Source organism: Paractinoplanes durhamensis, from assembly GCF_016862175.1.
Lineage (GTDB): Bacteria > Actinomycetota > Actinomycetes > Mycobacteriales > Micromonosporaceae > Actinoplanes > Actinoplanes durhamensis.
Window position 1 is genome coordinate 122,837 of the sequence record NZ_BOML01000040.1, and the last position, 17,190, is coordinate 140,026.

The window sequence follows — 17,190 nt, forward strand, 5'->3', positions numbered from 1 at the left end:
CTGGCGCTCGGAGCTCGCGGACTAGGGTCGGGGGCATGTCGAGACTTGCGGTGGTGACCGGCGGCGGAACCGGAATCGGTCGGGCCACGGCCGGCATGCTGGCGGGGGAGGGCTACGACGTCATCATCGTCGGCCGCCGCGCCGACGTGCTGGCCGACGCGGAGAAGTGGATCGGCCCGCAGGCCAGCGCGGTGACGGCCGACGTCGCCGACCCGGCCCAGATCCCCCGGATCGTCGAGGCGGTCGGCGACCGCCGGCTGGACGTCCTGGTCAACAACGCGGGCGCGTTCATCGCCGGCGACGACTCCACACTCGACGAGGTCGCGGCCCGCTGGCACGCGACCCTCGACTCCAACGTGCTCTCGGCCGTGCTGACCACCACGGCCCTGCTCCCGGCGTTCCGCCGCCCCGGCGGCCACATCATCCTGACCAGCTCGATCGCCGCCCAGCGCGGCGGCGGAGGCCCGTACTCGGCGGCCAAGGCAGCACTGCACGGTTACGCCTTGGACCTGGCGACGCAGCTGGGCGAGGACGGCATCACCGTGAACGTGATCTCCCCCGGCTACATCACCGACAGCGAGTTCTTCGACGGCCGGATGACCCCCGAGGGCCACGAACGCCGAGTGAACGCCAGCCTGGTTAAGCGCTCCGGCGCCCCCGACGAGATCGCCGAGGCGGTCCGCTGGCTGGTCGGCCCCGGCGGCGGCTTCGTAACCGCCCAGATCATCAACGTGAACGGCGGCACGGTCCTGGGCCGCTGACCCGACCGCCGCTGACCCGACCGCCGCTGACCCGACCGCCGCTGGCGAGCCCGGCCGGCGGTGTTACTTCGCGCCGCCGGTGAAGCGGCCCTCGCCCTCGCGGTTGGCCCGGAAGCGCAGGCCGGACCAGCGGTCGTCGATGGCGACCTGACCGCACGGGCGCATGTCGAAGTCGGCGACAATCGGCCACAGGGTGTCGCGGTTGATGTCGGCCTTGTTGCCCTTCGGATAAGCCACCCAGAACACCCCCGGCTTGGCCAGATCGGCGCGGTGCTCCTCGAGCTGCTTGCGCGCGCCCGCCGCGTCCTCGGCGAAGAGCACCGCCGTGCTGGCGGTGGCGAGCGTCTCAACCTCGCGCACCCCCTCGGGCATCGGCGTGAGCAGCGGCAGCCGCGCCGGGTCGGACAGCCACACGGTCGTATTCGGCTTGATCAGCAGCTTCTCGGCAATCGTCTTGGACATGATCCGAGCCTGCCACCGACAAATTTTGTTGTCAAGGACTTCACGGGACTGCGCAGACACCACGAGGACCTCGATGTCCGATAGCGTTCGCGGAATGGCGAGAATCCTGGTGGCATCGATGCCCTTCGCCGGGCACGTCGGCCCGATGAGCGCGATCACCGCCGAGCTGGTGCGACGGGGCCACGAGGTAGTCGTCTACACCGGCGCGAAATACCGCGACCGCTTCCTGTCCGCCGGCGCCACCTGGCTCCCCTGGATCAAGGCCACCGACTTCGACGACGCCGACCTGGCCGCCACCTTCCCCGAGGTCGGCGACGGCAAGGGCTTCCGCGGCACCCAGGCCAACGGTGAATACGTCCTCTTCGGCACCACCGCCGGCCAGATCGCCGACATCATGGCCGGCGCACCCTACGACCTGCTGGTGACCGACCAGGTCGCCTTCGGCGGAGCCATCGCCGGCCAGGCACTGGGCATCCCGTGGGCAACGGTCACCGTCACACCGCTGTCCCTGACCAGCCGTCACCTGCCGGCCCTGGGCATGCCGTGGACCCCGGGCGGCGGCCCGCTCGGCCGGGCCCGCGACGCCGCTTCGCGGGGCCTGACCAACGCGCTCTACCGACGCATCACCGACCCGAAGCTGAACAAGCTCCGCGCCGACGTCGGCCTGGGCCCGGTCGAGCCGGGCCGCCTTTTCGACGGCATCTACTCCACCGACCTGATCATCGCCCAGGGGGTGCCGGGCCTCGAATACCCACGCCCCGACCTCCCGCCCTACGTCCACTTCGTCGGCCGCCTGGCCCCCGCAACCTCGCCGCCCGGCTCAGCCACCCCCTCCGCTGCCGATATCGCTGCCGATGGCACTGCCGCTGACGCTGATACCGCAGCCGCCGCTGTCGCTGCTGCCGATGCAGCGACGGCCGCTGCTGATGCCGTTGCTGCAGCTGCCGCCGTTGCGGCGGCCGCCGCGGCCGGCCTGGCCGTTCCCCGGCCGGGACCGGCGACCCTGCACGACATCCTGGCTGACCCGGCTGACTCGGTCGGTGCAGGCCGCCCGGCTGGTCGAGCCGCTTCGCCGGCCGGCCCGGGCGGCTCAGCCGGCCTGCCCGACTGGTGGCCGGAGCTCGCCGAGGCCGCCACGGTCGTGCACGTGACCCAGGGGACCCTCGACATGGACCCGGCCGACCTGCTGCGGCCCACCATGGACGGGCTGGCCGACCGGGACGTGCTGGTCGTCTGCACGACCGGCGGCGCCGACCCGGCCACGCTCGGGCCACTTCCGTCGAATGCGCGGGCGGCCACGTTTCTCCCGCACGACCTGCTGCTGCCGCTCGTGGACGTCATGGTCACCAACGGCGGCTGGGGTGGGGTGCTGGCCGCCCTGCAGGCCGGGGTGCCGCTCGTCGTCGCCGGCGGTTCGCTCGACAAGCCGGAGGTTGCGCGCCGGGTGGCCTGGTCGGGCGCGGGCCTCGACCTGCGGACCGGAAGCCCGAAGGCCGCCCGGATCGCCGAGGCGGTCGACCGGGTGCGCTCCGACCCGGCCTTCCGAACCCGCGCCGGCGAGCTCGGCGCGGCGATGACGGCGGCGGGTGGTGCGCCGGTGGCCGTCGACCTGATCGAGGGATTGTTGCCGAGCTGACCTGGGCTTACGGATCACGATGAGCTCCTTCCGATCGTCCTGGGCAGGTCTGATTCTGGCCTCGGCGGCACGGGCGGTGCTGAAGTTTCTCGCCGGCCTGTGGACAACGGTTGGCCTGTGGATAACTCCGGTTCTGTCGGTGGCGGCTGATAGACATGCCGGGTGACCGAGACAACGCGGACAACAGCCGGGACGGCCGAGCGGGCAGCGGTGCGCGAGCGCGCCGAGGAGGTGCTGCGCCGGCTCGCCGGTGCGCATGCCGTTCTGCGCGAAGACCAATGGCGGGCCATCGAGGCGCTCACCGTCGACCGGCGGCGGGTGCTGTGTGTGCAGCGCACCGGCTGGGGCAAGTCGGCGGTCTACTTCGTGGCCACCGCCCTGCTGCGTGACGGTGTGACGGCCGAGCCCGATGATCCGCCGGCCGGCCCGACGGTCATCGTGTCCCCGCTGCTCGCGCTGATGCGTAACCAGGTGGAGGCGGCTGCCCGCGCCGGCATCCGGGCGCGCACCATCAATTCAGCCAACCTCGACGAGTGGTCCGAGATCGAGCACGAGATCCGGGCCGGCGCGGTCGACGTGTTGCTGATCAGTCCGGAGCGGCTCAACAACCCCGACTTCCGCGACAACGTGCTGCCCGGCCTGGCCGGCAGCACCGGGCTGCTGGTGGTCGACGAGGCGCACTGTGTCTCCGACTGGGGCCACGACTTCCGGCCCGACTATCGGCGCCTGCGCACGTTCCTCGCCGGACTCCCGGGCCGCACGCCGGTGCTGGCCACGACCGCGACCGCCAATTCGCGAGTGACCGCCGACGTGGCCGAGCAGCTCGGCGACGCGCTGGTGCTGCGCGGCCCGCTCGACCGTGATTCGCTGCGCCTGGCCGTGCTCGACCTGCCCAACCCGGCGCATCGGCTGGCCTGGCTCGCCGACCACCTCGACCGGCTCCCGGGCTCCGGCATCGTCTACACACTCACCGTCGCCGGGGCCACCGAGACCGCCGACTTCCTGCGCTCGCGCGGCTTCCCGGTGGCGTCCTACACGGGCCAGGTGGAGGATGCCGAGCGCCGCGCCGCCGAGCAGGACCTTCAGGACAACAAGATCAAGGCGCTGGTCGCGACGTCGGCGCTCGGCATGGGCTTCGACAAACCCGACCTCGGCTTCGTGATCCATGTGGGCGCACCGCCGTCGCCGATCGCCTATTACCAGCAGGTCGGCCGGGCGGGCCGGGCCGTCGAGCACGCCGAGGTGGTGCTGCTGCCCGGCCGGGAGGATGCGGCGATCTGGCGTTACTTCGCGTCCCTGGCGTTCCCGCCGGAAGACCAGGTGCGCTCGGTGCTGGCCAACCTCGCGGCCGACCGTCCGATGTCGACGCAGGCCCTCGAGCCGCTGGTCGACCTGCGCCGTAACCGGCTCGAGATGATGCTCAAGGTTCTCGACGTGGACGGCGCGGTCCGCCGGGCCCGCGGCGGCTGGCTCGCCACCGGTGAGCCGTGGACCTACGACACCGCGCGGCTGCGCCGGGTCGCCGAGGCCCGCTCGGCCGAGCAGAAGACCATGATCGAGTATGCGGAGACCGACGCCTGCCGCATGGAGTTCCTCCGCCGCTGCCTCGACGACCCCGATGCGGTGCCGTGCGGCCGTTGTGACAACTGTGCCGAGCCGCTGTTCGACGCCGAGGTGTCACCGGCCTCGCTGGCCGCCGCCGACGCGTTCCTGGGCCGGCCCGGCGTCGAGATTTCCCCGAAGAAGATGTGGCCGACCGGCATGGCCGCGGTCGGCATCTCCCTCAAGGGCAAGATCGCCCCGGCCGATCAGATCGACCCCGGCCGGGCCGTCGGCCGGCTGTCCGACCTCGGCTGGGGTGGCCGGCTGCGCACGGTGGTCGCGCCCGAGGCGCCCGACGGCGCGATCTCCGGCGAGCTGGCGGCCGCCGTGGTGGAGATCCTGAAGGCCTGGGCGCACGGCGAGGATGCCTGGAAGCGCCGTCCGGCCGCGGTGGTCGAGGTGTCTTCACGACGCCACCCCGAGTTGATCCACACGCTGGCCGAGCACATCGCCCGGGTGGGCCGGCTGCCGCTGCTGGGCGCGATCACCTCGGCCGCACCGCCCGGCGGCGACGCCCGGGGCAACAGCGCGCAGCGGGTGCGCGCCCTGCATGAGGCCTTCACTGTCCCGGCCGAGGTGACCGCCGAGTTGCCGACCCTGGGCGGCCCGGTCCTGCTGGTGGACGACCTGGTGGATTCGGGCTGGACGATGGTCCTGGCCGGCCGCGCCCTGCGCCGAGCCGGCGCCGAGGGGGTGCTGCCGCTGGCGCTGGCCGTGGCCGCCTGATCGGCGGCGGTCCCGCACCGGCCGGGGTGACCGCGGAATGTCGCGCCTAAGGGTGCCCGGTGGTGACAAATGGGCTGTTAGTGGACAGGATGGATCTAGGTAGGCGGGTTCGGCGAGGGGTGGCCGCGGGGCGGCCCGGATACGGGTAGGGGGTATGCTGGCGTCATGTCCGAAGAATCGACGTCGCACCATGGTCCGCACGGTTACTCCGGTGACAAGGCGGCGCTGCTCGGGCGCCTCCGGCGCATCGAGGGACAGATCCGCGGGCTGCAGCGGATGGTCGACGAGGACACCTACTGCATCGACGTTCTGACTCAGATCTCCGCGGCCAAGAGTGCGCTCCAGGCGGTGGCGATCGGCCTGCTCGAGGACCACCTGGCCCACTGCGTCGTCGACGCGGCGCGGGCCGGTGACCCGAGCGCCAAGGTCAAGGAGGCGTCCGACGCGATCGCGCGGCTCGTGCGGTCCTGACGGGCGAGGCGCGCAGAGCGGGCGAGAAGCGGTTCGGGCAGGCGAGAAGACAACCCGGGCGGGCGAAAGCGGTTCGGGCCGGCGAAAGCCGCGGGCGAGAAAACCGAAGAAAGGCAATTTCATGGCTGTGACCAGCACCTACACCGTGACCGGGATGACCTGCTCGCACTGCGTCCAGGCAGTCACCGGCGAGCTCACCGCCCTGCCGGGCGTCGCGGAGGTGCAGGTCGACCTGGCCTCCGGCGCGGTCACCGTGACCAGCGAGACGCCCCTGGCTGCCGACGACGTGCGCGCCGCGGTGGACGAGGCCGGCTACGAGCTCGCGAATGCCTGACGGCTCAGCCGCCGAAGACGCAACCGGCGCCGGTCTGCGGCCGTCCGGCAGCACAACCGATGCCGGTGAGCGACTGTCCAGCGGCGGCGGCGTGGCGGAGCAGCGGTCCGGCGGGGTCGAGCAGCCGACCAGCGCGGTCGAGCAGCACGCCTACGCGGCTGAGCAGCACGCCTACGCGGCTGAGCAGCACGTTGGAGCCGCGGAGCGACAGCCAGCCGCAGCCGCGGCTGAGCAGCAGGTCGGAGCAGCGGAGGAGCAGCAGGCCGGAGCCGCGGCTGAACAGGACGCTGGAGCAGCGGAAGAGCAGCAAGCCGGAGCCACGGAAGAACCGGTTGGCGGGAGTGAGCGCGATCTGACCGCGATCGGTCTCTCGGAGACGACCGCCGCGGGCGACAAGGCCGGGTTCCGACTGGCGGCCTTCGGCGCGCTGCTGATCGTGGTGCTCTTCGCGGGCTACGGCCTGGGCCGCCTGAACAACGGCACCGCCTCGGCGTCGGCACCACCGGCGACCGGCGCCGGAACAGGCACCGGCAGCGGCACAGGCACCGGCACCGGTGCGGCGATGCCGGGCATGGACGAGAGCCAGCCGCACGCTCACGCCACCGACGGCACGGTCACCCAGACCGGCACCGCCGCCGCGACCTCGGTCGGTGCGGCGGTCGGGGGACTCTCGCTGAGCTCCGGCGGCCTGACCCTGGTGCCGGGCACGACGACGTTCGCGGCCGGGAAACCCCAGCGTCTCAGCTTCCGGATCACCGGGCCGGGTGGGGCGCCGGTCACGACGTACGCGATCGTGCACGAGAAGCTTTTGCACCTCATCGTGGTCCGGCGGGACCTGACCGGCTTCCAGCACCTGCATCCGAGCATGGCCGCCGACGGCACCTGGGGCATCGACCTCACGCTGCCGAACCCGGGGATCTACCGGATGGTCGCCGACTTCACCGCGGTCGTCGGTGGCGCGCCGATCGCCACCACGCTCGGCAGTGACCTCACGGTGGCCGGAAACTACGCACCGGCGGCCCTGCCCGCGCCGATCAAGGCGGTGGCGACCGACGGGTTCGCGGTCGGCTACGAGGGTGCGCCCAGCACGAAGTCGACCCAGCCGCTGCTGATCGGCGTGGCCGGGCCCGACCACCAGACCGCGGTGCTCGAGCCCTACCTGGGCACCTACGGTCATCTGGTGGTGCTACGGGCGGGCGATCTTGCCTACGTGCACGTCCACCCGGAGACGCAGCTGGTCGACGGGAAGGTCAAGTTCTGGGTGTCGGTGCCGAGCGCCGGGACCTACCGGATGTTCTTCGACTTCCAGGTGGCCGGCCAGGTGCACGACGCGGCCTGGACGGTCGCGGTCAACTGAGCAGCTTCTCCAGCGCGGGGGTCACGGACCACTGACCGGTCAGGGTTTCGTACTCCTCGCGCTGGGCGGGGGTCGGCGCGGCGTCGGTGCGGCGGGCGCGCAGCAGCAGGTTGCGCGGGGTGTGGGCGGAGTCGATGAACTCGACCACCTCCACCCGGTAGCCGTGCAGGCGCAGCAGCGATGCCCGTAGCGAGTCGGTCAGCACGTCGGCGAAGCGTTCCCGCATGATCGCGTGCCGGGTGAGTTCGCCGAACGGGGCCGGTGCCGGGGAACCCTTCAGCTGGGCGGCGATGTCGTGGTGGCAGCACGGCGCGGCCAGCACCCAGTCGGCCTCCCAGCGCACCGCCCGGGCCAGCGCCTGGTCGGTGGCGGTGTCGCAGGCGTGCAGGGCCAGCACCAGGTCGGGGGTGAACGGCAGGCTCGCGTCCTCGATGGTGCCGGCCACGAACGTCACGTCGTCGGCGCAGCCCAGGTCGGCGGCGACGGCGGTGTTGCGTACCCGCTGGTCCTCGCGGACGTCGACCCCGACCACCTCGACCTTCGCGCCGCGCCCGGCCAGGTAGCGGTAGGCGGCGAAGGTCAGGTAGGCGTTTCCGCAGCCCAGGTCGACGACGCGCAGCGGCGTCGGCAGTTCTTCGGGGAGCGTCGCGGCGAGCGCGCGCAGGAACGCGTCGACCTGGCGTCGCTTGGCCGCGTTGCCGCCGATCACCGAGAACAGTGGATCGCCCGGGTCGAGCAGCCACTGCTTGGTGCGATCGTGAGCGAGATCACCCGTAGTGACCGCCGCGGACCGATGCACCTGAGCGTCACCCTTCTTGGTGATTCGTACCTGCACCGTCGCGGACGACGTCTCCACATGCCAGTTGCCGAACGGCTCGGCGAGCAGCTCGTCCACGGCCGCCGCGGCCTCGTCGCCGAACGTGACATTCCGGGTGAACGGGCGTGCCCCGTCGTCGGTGACGATCTGCAGCTTGGGCCCGCCCTTGAGGGCGACGGGGCGAAGCTCTGCCCTGGTCACCGAGGGTGTCTGACCGCGGCGGCGACCGGCCGCGACGGCTCGGGTGAGCGCGGGGTCGAGCAGGAGGGTGCGAACTTCGGCGAGCACGTCCGCCAAGGGCTGGGGCATCCCTCAATTGTGCCTGGCCCCGGATCGGCGATTCGATCACAACGGGTGAGACATGAAGTGGATCTATCGCTACGCTGTGCCCCCAAGAAATGAGGTGCGCAGCCGATGTCCTTGATGGCCGACCTGCCGGGGGCCGACCGGCTCTCCGCCCGGCTGCGCCGGGACACGCACGCCGCGCACGAGGCGGCGCAGGGTAGCGGCTTTCTCGACGCGCTGGCCTCGGGCCTGCTGCCCTGGGAGGCCTACGCGGATCTCACCGCGCAGCACTGGTTCCTCTACGAAGCGCTCGAGCTGGCGGCCGGCACGATGGCCGACGACCCGGTGGCGCGCGCGTTCGTCTTCCCCGAGCTGATGCGGCTGCCGTCGCTCGAGGCCGATCTGCACTATCTGCACGGCCCGTGCTGGCCGGATCGGATCGCCGCGCTGCCGGCCACCACCACCTACTGCACCCGCCTGCGCTACGCCGCCAACTCGCACCCGATCGGCTTCATCGCCCACCACTACACGCGCTACCTGGGCGATCTTTCCGGCGGGCAGTACCTGGGGCGTGCCATCGCCCGCGCCTACGGCCTGAACGGCGACGGCCACCGCTTCTTCATCTTCGACGGCATCGAGCCCACCGCCCTCAAGACCTACTACCGTCAGTTGCTTGACTCGCTGCCCTGGTCACACTACGAACAGGATGAGTTCGTCACCGAAGTGCTCGAGGCGTACCGGCTCAACATCGCCGTGCTCGACGACCTCCGTCGCCGCTGGACCTGACCACCAGGGAGAAGACCATGACCGATCCGTTCCCGCCCGAGGTGGTCGAGCAGATCGCCGGTCACATGAACGGCGACCACGCCGACGACAACCTGCTGATCGTGCGGTCGCTGGGCGGTATTCCGTCGGCCACCGCCGCCCGGATGTCCGGCATGGACGCCGACGCGATGGAGTTCGCCGCGGTGGTCGACGGCATCGAGGTCCCGGTCCGGGTCCCGTTCGCCGAGCGTCTCACCGAGCGCCGCCAGGTCCGGGCGGAAGCCGTCCGCATGTACCGCGACGCCTGCACTGCGCTCGGCGTAACCCCGAGCCACTGACGCTGCGTGATCCCGACACGCTTCCTTTGAGTACGCCGTAGCACCGGAACCCGCCCGTCAGTGGGAGCACCGTCGGCCACCGGGCCGTCCGCCCGCTGCGGCCCGGCCCCGGTGGTAACGCTGCGGCCGGTAACGCATTTCGGCCACGGTCCCGAATGGGAGCCGTGGCCGAATGACAGAAAACGATCAGGCGGTGGCGCCGTCACTCACGTCGGCCGAGCTCACGACCGTGTCGGAGTCGGAGTCGGAGTCGGAGTCGGCCTCGGTGGCGGAACCGTTGCCGGAGCCACGGCTGCCACGGCCACCCCGGCGGCGGCGCCGGCGGGGACGGTCGGCGTCGTCCGAGTCGGCGGAGTCGTCGGCGTCACCGGAGTCGGCCACGACGGTTAGCTCGGGAGCGGCGTCGCCACCGTCCTCGAAGATCATCGTGGTCGCCGGGGCGCGCCGCCGGGTCCGCGCACGTTTCGGAGCCGCATCGTCCGCAGCGGGCGCCACCTCGGTCGAGCCGGCGGCCGGCGCAACCTCCGGCGTACCCACCTCGGGAGCCGCATCGTCGTCGACCCGACGCCGGCGACGCTGCCGCTTGGGCCGCTCGCCCCCGTCCTCGGACGCCGCAGGCGTGCTCTCGTCAGCGGGACCGCTGGAACCGCTGCGTCCTCCCCGGCGGGGAGCCGCCCCACCGCGACCGCGCCCGGCCGGCTCGCGCCGCCGACGACCGCCGCCCAGGTCCTCCTCGATCTCGGCGGCCAGGCCGACCCGGTTGCGGTCGGCGGTCGGCAGCGTGCCCGAGATGTCGGTCGGGATGTCCAGGTCGGAGTAGAGCGCGGCGCTCGTGTGGTAGGTCTCCGGGGGCTGCGGCATGTTCAGGCCCATCGACTTGTCGATGAGGACCCAGCGCGGCATGTCCTCCCAGTCGACGAACGTGACCGCGACACCGGTGGCGCCCGCGCGACCGGTGCGGCCGATGCGGTGCGTGTAGGTGTCCGGGTCTTCCGGGCAGTCGTAGTTGATCACGTGGGTGACGCCGGAGACGTCCAGGCCGCGGGCGGCGACGTCGGTGGCGACCAGCACGTCGATCTTGCCGGAGCGGAAGGCACGGAGAGCCCGCTCGCGCGCGCCCTGGCCGAGGTCACCGTGCACCGCCGCGACCGCGAAGCCGCGGAAGTCGAGGTCCTCGGCGACCCGGTCGGCGGCCCGCTTGGTGCGGCAGAAGATCATCGTGAGGCTGCGGCCGCGGGCCTGCAGGATGCGGGCCACCATCTCCAGCTTGTTCAGCGGGTGGGTGCGGTAGACGACCTGCTTGGTCAGTGGCGACGGGCCGCTCTCGCTGGTGTGCCCGGCGTGGATCGTGACCGGGTTGTGCAGGAAGCGGCGGGACAGCGCGACGATCGGGTCGGGCATGGTCGCCGAGAACAGCATGGTCTGCCGCTCGTCGGGCAGCATCGCCAGGATCTTCTCGACGTCGTCGAGGAAGCCCAGGTCGAGCATGCGGTCGGCCTCGTCGAGCACGAGCGCCTTGATCGACTTGAGGTTCAGCTGCTTCTGCTTGGCCAGGTCGAGCAGGCGGCCGGGGGTGCCGACCAGGATCTCGATGCCCTTCTTGAGGGCGTCGACCTGCGGCTCGTACGCCACGCCGCCGTAGATCGGCAGCACCCGCACGCCGCGCGTGCTGCCCGCGGCGGCGAGGTCGCGCGCGACCTGCAGGCCCAGCTCACGGGTGGGAACGACGATGAGTGCCTGCGGCTTGCCGTCGGCGCCCTCGGAGGGGGCGGTGACCCGCTCGAGCAGGGGCAGGCCGAAGCCGAGGGTCTTACCGGTGCCGGTCGGCGCCTGGCCGATCAGGTCGGTGCCGCGCAGCGCGATCGGCAGTGCGTACTCCTGGATCGCGAAGGCCCTGGTGATGCCGGCCTTCGCCAGCGCTTCGACGGTCTCGGCCCGGACACCCAGCTCGGCGAAGGTGGGGCTGTCCGGACGGACGGGAGCGCGATTGACAACTGGTACGAGTGCGGGTTCGGAGTTTTCGATGTCTGTCATGAAGTTTTACGGGTGCCTCTCGTGGTGCGCCCGTCGTGTCAGGGGCGCGCTATGGGTAGGGCGCGGGCCACACGCTGATAAAAGCGGGCCGCACGCGCGCGGGTTGCCGCGGCGATTCAGGTCGTTTCAGGTGAAAGTGAATCGACGTCGACAGCAACGCACGCCAGTCTACCCGACCGCGAGATCGTGCACCTCAGAGCAGAGTTACGGGAGGGCATCCCGGGACAACGGGATGCCCTCCGGACGAGCTCTTAACCTCAGCGGGTGGTGAAGCCGAACGGTCGGTTGGACGACTCGGCGATCTCCACGTAAGCCACCTTGGCGATCGGGATGATCACCTTGCGGCCCTTCTCATCCGTGAGCGACAGCACGCTGTCCTTGGCCATCGCCTCGGTCACGGCCTGCTCGACCTCCGCCGGGCTCTGAGCGCTCTCGAGCACCAGCTCGCGCGGCGTGTGCTGCACGCCGATCTTGACCTCCACGGGGCCCTCCCTCTGTGCATGTGTTACCGCACTGAAGGTTATCCGATTTCGGCCGGTGTTCCGCCCGATGCGCCGCCCTGCAGGGGGAAGCTGGCCACCCCGCGCCAGATCAGTGCAGCTACGAGCGATTCGGCTTCAGCTTTAGGCGTACGACGTCCGTTCGCGAGCCAGAACTGAGCCGACTGCCCGGCCGCCCCGACCAGGCCAGAGGCGAGCAGCTCGGCAGCATCCGAACTGAGCCCGGTGTCCGAGATGATGGTGTCGGTCACCGCGGCGATGCAGCCCTGCTCGACCCGCTCGACCCGTTGCCGGACCTGCGGATCGTTGCGCAGGTCGGACTCGAAGACGAGCCGGAAGGCCTCGCTCTCGTGGTCCATGAAGTCGAAGTAGGCCCGGACCGCGCCCTTGACCCGCTCCTTGTTGTCGTGCGTCGCCAGCATCGCGTCGCGAACCTTGGCGATTATCGCGTCGCAGTGCGTGTCGAGCAGCGCGAGATAGAGCTCGAGCTTGCCGGGGAAGTGTTGATAGAGCACCGGCTTGGAAACCCCGGCCCGCTCAGCGATGTCATCCATCGCGGCGGCGTGGTAGCCGTGCGCCACGAAGATCTGCTGGGCGGCAGCCAACAACTGCTTGCGGCGCGCGGAGCGCGGCAAGCGAGTGGGCCGGGCGGTCTGTGCCCCGCCAGACGCAGCGGTCATCTCTCTCAAACCTCCAGGGGGTCGGTCCCCGCGGTTGGGTCGGCGCGGATTGTCCGGATCGGCGCTCGTCGCAGTCGAGCCGGCAACTGTCGCGACGCTGCAACTTATCGCCACCGCATGCACACGGTAGCCTCAGCACGGGCGAGCGAGGAGCGCGCGGTGGATGAATCAGGGCATTCCGGAGACACTGGAGCCGCAGAGGGCGGCAACAGTGCCGATTCGCGTGAGCGCACTCGGGTGAACGGCTGGGTGACGCAGGATAGTCCCTGGTCCAATGCGGGCAGCGCACTCGACCCGGAAAACGACGTACCGGCGTGGCGCCGGCCAACGCCGTTCCCGCGCAATCAGTCATTTCCCCCGCCCGACCGAGGATACGGCCCGGTTCAGCCCACTCCTCTGCAGCCGATCCCGGTGCAGCCCGCCTCGGCCGTGCCCAATCCGGTCCCGGCGCCCGCCCCGCCCGGCTTCGTCGATGCCAAACAGTCCGGCGAAATTCCCCCGTCCGTGGCACCCACGAGCCCCGGTGCCGAGGGCCGCTGGCCGGACACCCGCCCGCGCTACTCCGACCTGCTGGCTCACCTGACTCCGCCCGGCGGCGAGCCGGCCCGTCCGCCGGCGCCGCGTACCGAGCCGGGCGCGCCGTCGTCCCGCCCGATCGGCGAGAGCACCGGCGCCCCGATGGCCCGGCCCATCTCGCCCGAGCCGGGCCTGGGCTCCAGAGCCGCCGAAAGAGCCGCCGAAAGAGCCGCCGACCGGGCCGCAGACCAGGGCGCCGATCGAGTCGCCGACCGCGCAACCGACCCCGGTCCGGGCTCCCGCCCGGTGAGCCCGGGTCTGGGCTCCCGCCCGGCCGACCCGGGCCTCGGCTCCCGGGCCAGCCGGCCCACCAGCCTGCGGACGGCCGAGGCGCGGGGCTACGACCTGCCCACGCCGAACAGCGCGCCGCCGTACCCGTATGAGGGCGACCTCGACGACAACCGGCCCACACCGCCGCCGCCCGCGCCCGCCCAGCAGCGCGCCGCCGTGCCCCTCGTGCGCCCCGCCGCCCCGTCGGCCCGGCGCTCCGAGTGGAGCCCGCCCGAGCCCGCCCGGCCGCAGTCGCCGGCGCCCTATCAGCCGAGCCCGCCGACCGCCCCCGCCGATGAAGCGCCGCCGGCCCGCCCGTCGTACGATCCGTCCAGCTTCCCGCGCCGGGTGTCGTACGAATCCGGGCCGGTCGCCGAGCCGTCGGGCTACACCCCGCCCGCGGCATATGCGGCGTTCGGCAACTCGCCCTCCGGCGCCGGAGCCGGTGGGCCGGCCGACCCCGGTCCTCGGGGTCTGCCGCAGCGCGTGCCGGCCCAACCGGACGTTCCGAGAGTTCCGGAGCCCCCGTTGACGGAGCCGACGGCCGAGACGCCGCAGCTGGCCCGCATCGCGACGCATCTGCGCCGCGGTGACGTGGTGCAGCCGCGCGAGCGGGAGGAAGGCTTCGACGTCCAGGCGATCCTGGCCGCCGTCCGCGGCGTGGACGGCGTGCGGGACGCATCGTTGCGCGCCACCCCGACCGGCGCGCACAGCCTGCGACTCGACCTGGCCGAGGGCGCCGACCCGGCCGAGGTGAGCCGCCGGGTGGCCCGCCTGCTGCAGGACCGGATGGGTCTGGACGCGGCGATGAAGGGTGACGCACCACCAGCGCCCCCGGCAGCTCCGCCCGCCCCGGTCTCGCCGGCCGCCCTGGTGCCGACCCGGCAGCGCAGCGCGCCGCCGGCGCCGGTCGCGACGCCGACCCCGATGCCGGTCGCGGCCCCGACCCCGATGCCGGCCGCCACCCCGCCGCCGCCCCGACGGCCCGAACCCGAGCCCGAGCGGCCCCGCCTGGACCAGCGCCCACCCGAGCCGCAGCGCCCACCCGAGCCCGCCCGCCCGGTGGAGACCCCGCGCCCGGTTGAGGCCGCTCGCCCGGTGACGGCCGAGCGCATCCAGCCGCCCGCGCCCCGCGCCGAGGAGCGCAAGGAAGAGCGCCGCGACGAGCGCAAGGAAGAGCCGAACGCGGTGGTCCCGGCCGACGACGAGCCCGGCCCGCCGCGCCCGCTCTACCCCGGCGAGCAGCCCGGCCCGCGCATCGTCATCGAGAACGTCAACGTCAACACGTACGGCACGGACGCCTCGGTGGAGGTCCGGCTGGCGGTCGGCGGGCGGGTGTCGTCCGGCGTGGCCGACGGCCCGGCGGTCGACGGCTACCTGCTGCGGCTGTGCGCGATGGCCACCGCCGGCGCGGTCAACGACCTGCTGAGCGAGTCCGATCACCCGGACGGCCCGGCCCGCTGCTTCGTCGAGCACGCGGCCGCCGTCCCGTTCGGCAACCACCAGGTCGCCGTCGTCGTGCTGTTGTTGTCCTGCAACAGCTGGGTGGAGCAGCTGGCCGGCTCGGCGGTGGTGTCCAGTGACGACCGGCACGCCATGGTTCGGGCAACTTTGGCGGCGGTCAACCGTCGCCTAGAGGCACTCTTGTCCCGATGAAGGGCGCAAGACTTTCCGACGACACCGTTCTGCTGCCGGACGACGACGCACCACCCCCGTGGCCCGCACGCCGGGTCGAGATCGGCGGGTCGATGCTGCACGTCCGGGACACTCCGGCAACCCGGCCGGACGCCGAACCGGCCGTCTACGTGCACGGCCTCGGCGGCTCCTCGCAAAACTTCACCGACGTGGCCGGCCTGCTCGCCGGCCGCTTCGACGCCCAGGCGGTCGACCTGCCCGGGTTCGGCTACAGCGATCCGAGCCCGCGCTATTCGATCCCGGCGTTCGCCGCCACCCTCACCGGCTACCTGGAGCACGCCGACCGGGGGCCGGTCCATCTGATCGGCAACTCGCTGGGCGGCTCCATCGCCGTACGCGTAGCCGCTCTTCGCCCTGATCTGATCCGTTCGCTCACCCTGATCTCCCCGGCGATGCCGTTCCTCGATCCGCGCCGCACGGCGCACGGCCCCTACCTGCCGGTGCTGGCGCTGCCGCTGGCCGACCGGATCTTCGCGTGGGGGATGACCCGGATCCCGGTCGAGGAGATGGCCGAGCAGGTGCTCGCCGCGTGCTTCGGCGACCCCCGGAAGGCGAGCGCGCAGCGCCGGGCCGAGGCGATGGACGAGATCCGGCTGCGTTACACGGTGGAGCACTATCCGAGCGCCTATCTGCGCACGCTGCGCGGCCTGGTCTCCAGCTTCCTGCGCGCGTACCTGCCGGGCCGTAACTCGATGTGGCGACTGGCCACCGAGATCACCGCGCCGACCCTGGTGATCGGCGGTCTCGGCGACCGGCTGATCGACCCGCGGGTGCCGGCCCAGGTGGCCCGGGCGATCCCGGACAGTCGGCTGCTGATCCTGCCGGGCGTCGGCCACGTCGCGCAGATGGAGGTGCCGCGGCTGGTGGCGCGGGCGATCGTCGGCATGCTCGACGAGATTTCGGCCCCGGCGGCGAAACCGGCCGGATAGGGCGACGTCGCTCTCACAAGATCGGCCCGGCAAGACAACGATCGCTGCGTGTGAAACCCTGGCGATCGATGATCGAGGAAGCCACCCTGCCCGTCACGCGGCCCCCAAATCCGCCGGACCGGTGGCGGCGCTGGTGGCTCGCGCTGCTCGTGCTGACCGCGGTGGTGGCGTCGGGTTTCCTCGCCGGGCGCGGGCTGAGCTCCAACGCAGCCACGGTCCCGACCACTCCTGTGACTTCCATCACGCCATCCGCGTCAGCTCCGATGTTGGAGACCACGACGACGCCTTCGGCGCCGGCGGTGGACCAGCCGGCGGTGGACCAGCCGGCGGTGGATCAGCTGAGTCTGCCGGGTGCGGTTCCGTCGCACGGTTCCGGCACATTTGCGTACGCGACCACCCGCGGCCCGGTGCTCGGCACCCAGGGCAAACTGCGCCGTTTCCACGTCGCCGTCGAGCAGGGCAGCAACGAGGACCTGACCGCGTTCGCGAGCTCGGTGGTGTCGACCCTGGGCAACCCGCAGAGCTGGATCGGCGGCGGCCAGGTCCGGCTGCAGATGGTGCCCGGCGCGGAGAAGGCGGACTTCACGGTCTACCTGGCGACGCGGGACACGGCCGGGAAGATGTGCCTGAACGGCGGCACCAACATCCGGATCAACGGAGTGCCGTACACGTCGTGCCGCACCACCGGTAAGGCGATCATCAACCTGGACCGCTGGCGGTTGTCCGCGAAGCCCTACCTGTACGCGAAGGTGCCGCTGGCCACCTATCGGCAGTACGTGGTGAACCACGAGGTCGGGCACGAGCTCGGGCATCGGCACGAGGGGTGCCCGAAGGCGGGCGGCCCAGCTCCGGTGATGGTGCAGCAGACGCTCACCACCCGCGGTTGCGTGCCCTACGCCTGGCCGCGCCGGGGCAACGGGTTCCTGACCGGTCCGGCGAGGTAGCCAGCGAA

Annotated in this window: 16 protein-coding genes; 11 read left to right on the plus strand and 5 right to left on the minus strand. The window is 72.0% G+C overall.

Annotated features, from left to right (window positions below):
- The first annotated feature begins 35 nt into the window (after positions 1–35).
- On the plus strand, positions 36–761 hold the full coding sequence (locus tag Adu01nite_RS25620; protein ID WP_203730070.1) for an SDR family NAD(P)-dependent oxidoreductase: 726 nt from the start codon (positions 36–38) through the stop codon (positions 759–761).
- Positions 762–824: 63 nt separating this feature from the next.
- Here Adu01nite_RS25620 and Adu01nite_RS25625 read toward each other — a convergent pair whose 3' ends face one another.
- On the minus strand, positions 825–1,223 hold the full coding sequence (locus Adu01nite_RS25625) for a hypothetical protein (protein WP_203730072.1): 399 nt from the start codon (positions 1,221–1,223) through the stop codon (positions 825–827).
- Positions 1,224–1,317: 94 nt separating this feature from the next.
- Between Adu01nite_RS25625 and Adu01nite_RS25630 the strand changes: the two genes are divergently transcribed.
- The 5 genes from Adu01nite_RS25630 to Adu01nite_RS25650 all read left to right on the plus strand — a co-directional run bounded on the left by Adu01nite_RS25630 (position 1,318) and on the right by Adu01nite_RS25650 (position 7,349).
- The gene (locus Adu01nite_RS25630) at positions 1,318–2,859 is read left to right on the plus strand and encodes a glycosyltransferase (protein ID WP_203730074.1); all 1,542 of its coding nucleotides are present in this window, start codon (positions 1,318–1,320) and stop codon (positions 2,857–2,859) included.
- Positions 2,860–3,021: 162 nt separating this feature from the next.
- The gene (locus tag Adu01nite_RS25635; protein WP_239132702.1) at positions 3,022–5,187 is read left to right on the plus strand and encodes a RecQ family ATP-dependent DNA helicase; all 2,166 of its coding nucleotides are present in this window, start codon (positions 3,022–3,024) and stop codon (positions 5,185–5,187) included.
- Between the two features lie 165 nt (positions 5,188–5,352).
- Positions 5,353–5,658: a metal-sensitive transcriptional regulator gene (locus Adu01nite_RS25640; protein ID WP_203730075.1), complete on the plus strand. Its 306-nt coding sequence runs from the start codon at positions 5,353–5,355 to the stop codon at positions 5,656–5,658.
- Positions 5,659–5,779: 121 nt separating this feature from the next.
- Positions 5,780–5,992 (plus strand): heavy-metal-associated domain-containing protein, encoded by a 213-nt coding sequence (locus tag Adu01nite_RS25645; protein ID WP_203730077.1) that lies wholly within the window; start codon positions 5,780–5,782, stop codon positions 5,990–5,992.
- Positions 5,985–7,349 (plus strand): DUF8832 domain-containing protein, encoded by a 1,365-nt coding sequence (locus Adu01nite_RS25650; protein ID WP_239132703.1) that lies wholly within the window; start codon positions 5,985–5,987, stop codon positions 7,347–7,349. Before Adu01nite_RS25645 ends, Adu01nite_RS25650 begins: the two co-directional genes overlap by 8 nt.
- On the opposite strand, the gene Adu01nite_RS25655 is transcribed toward Adu01nite_RS25650, so the two are convergent.
- Positions 7,342–8,475, minus strand: a complete 1,134-nt coding sequence (locus tag Adu01nite_RS25655) for a class I SAM-dependent methyltransferase (protein WP_203730079.1) — start codon at positions 8,473–8,475, stop codon at positions 7,342–7,344. The genes Adu01nite_RS25650 and Adu01nite_RS25655 overlap by 8 nt on opposite strands.
- 105 nt (positions 8,476–8,580) lie before the next feature.
- Here Adu01nite_RS25655 and Adu01nite_RS25660 point away from each other — a divergent pair, with 105 nt between their 5' ends.
- Positions 8,581–9,237 (plus strand): biliverdin-producing heme oxygenase, encoded by a 657-nt coding sequence (locus Adu01nite_RS25660; RefSeq protein ID WP_203730081.1) that lies wholly within the window; start codon positions 8,581–8,583, stop codon positions 9,235–9,237.
- A gap of 17 nt (positions 9,238–9,254) precedes the next feature.
- The gene (locus Adu01nite_RS25665; protein WP_203730083.1) at positions 9,255–9,554 is read left to right on the plus strand and encodes a DUF2470 domain-containing protein; all 300 of its coding nucleotides are present in this window, start codon (positions 9,255–9,257) and stop codon (positions 9,552–9,554) included.
- Between the two features lie 186 nt (positions 9,555–9,740).
- Here the strand turns inward: Adu01nite_RS25665 and Adu01nite_RS25670 are convergent, their stop codons facing one another.
- The 3 genes from Adu01nite_RS25670 to Adu01nite_RS25680 all read right to left on the minus strand — a co-directional run bounded on the left by Adu01nite_RS25670 (position 9,741) and on the right by Adu01nite_RS25680 (position 12,768).
- Positions 9,741–11,588 (minus strand): DEAD/DEAH box helicase, encoded by a 1,848-nt coding sequence (locus tag Adu01nite_RS25670; protein WP_203730084.1) that lies wholly within the window; start codon positions 11,586–11,588, stop codon positions 9,741–9,743.
- 257 nt (positions 11,589–11,845) lie between these two features.
- Entirely contained in the window at positions 11,846–12,070 is a 225-nt protein-coding gene (locus tag Adu01nite_RS25675) for a DUF3107 domain-containing protein (protein WP_203730086.1), read from the minus strand.
- Between the two features lie 38 nt (positions 12,071–12,108).
- Positions 12,109–12,768 (minus strand): TetR/AcrR family transcriptional regulator, encoded by a 660-nt coding sequence (locus Adu01nite_RS25680; protein WP_203730088.1) that lies wholly within the window; start codon positions 12,766–12,768, stop codon positions 12,109–12,111.
- A 504-nt stretch (positions 12,769–13,272) separates the two neighbouring features.
- On the opposite strand from Adu01nite_RS25680, the gene Adu01nite_RS25685 reads away from it, so the two are divergent.
- The 3 genes from Adu01nite_RS25685 to Adu01nite_RS25695 all read left to right on the plus strand — a co-directional run bounded on the left by Adu01nite_RS25685 (position 13,273) and on the right by Adu01nite_RS25695 (position 17,182).
- Positions 13,273–15,270: a Daple gene (locus Adu01nite_RS25685; protein ID WP_239132704.1), complete on the plus strand. Its 1,998-nt coding sequence runs from the start codon at positions 13,273–13,275 to the stop codon at positions 15,268–15,270.
- Positions 15,267–16,238, plus strand: a complete 972-nt coding sequence (locus Adu01nite_RS25690; RefSeq protein ID WP_203730090.1) for an alpha/beta fold hydrolase — start codon at positions 15,267–15,269, stop codon at positions 16,236–16,238. The genes Adu01nite_RS25685 and Adu01nite_RS25690 overlap by 4 nt, the downstream gene beginning before the upstream one ends.
- Before the next feature lie 68 nt (positions 16,239–16,306).
- A complete protein-coding gene (locus Adu01nite_RS25695) occupies positions 16,307–17,182 on the plus strand; it encodes a DUF3152 domain-containing protein (protein WP_203730092.1) in 876 nt (291 codons plus the stop codon).
- Positions 17,183–17,190: the final 8 nt, after the last annotated feature.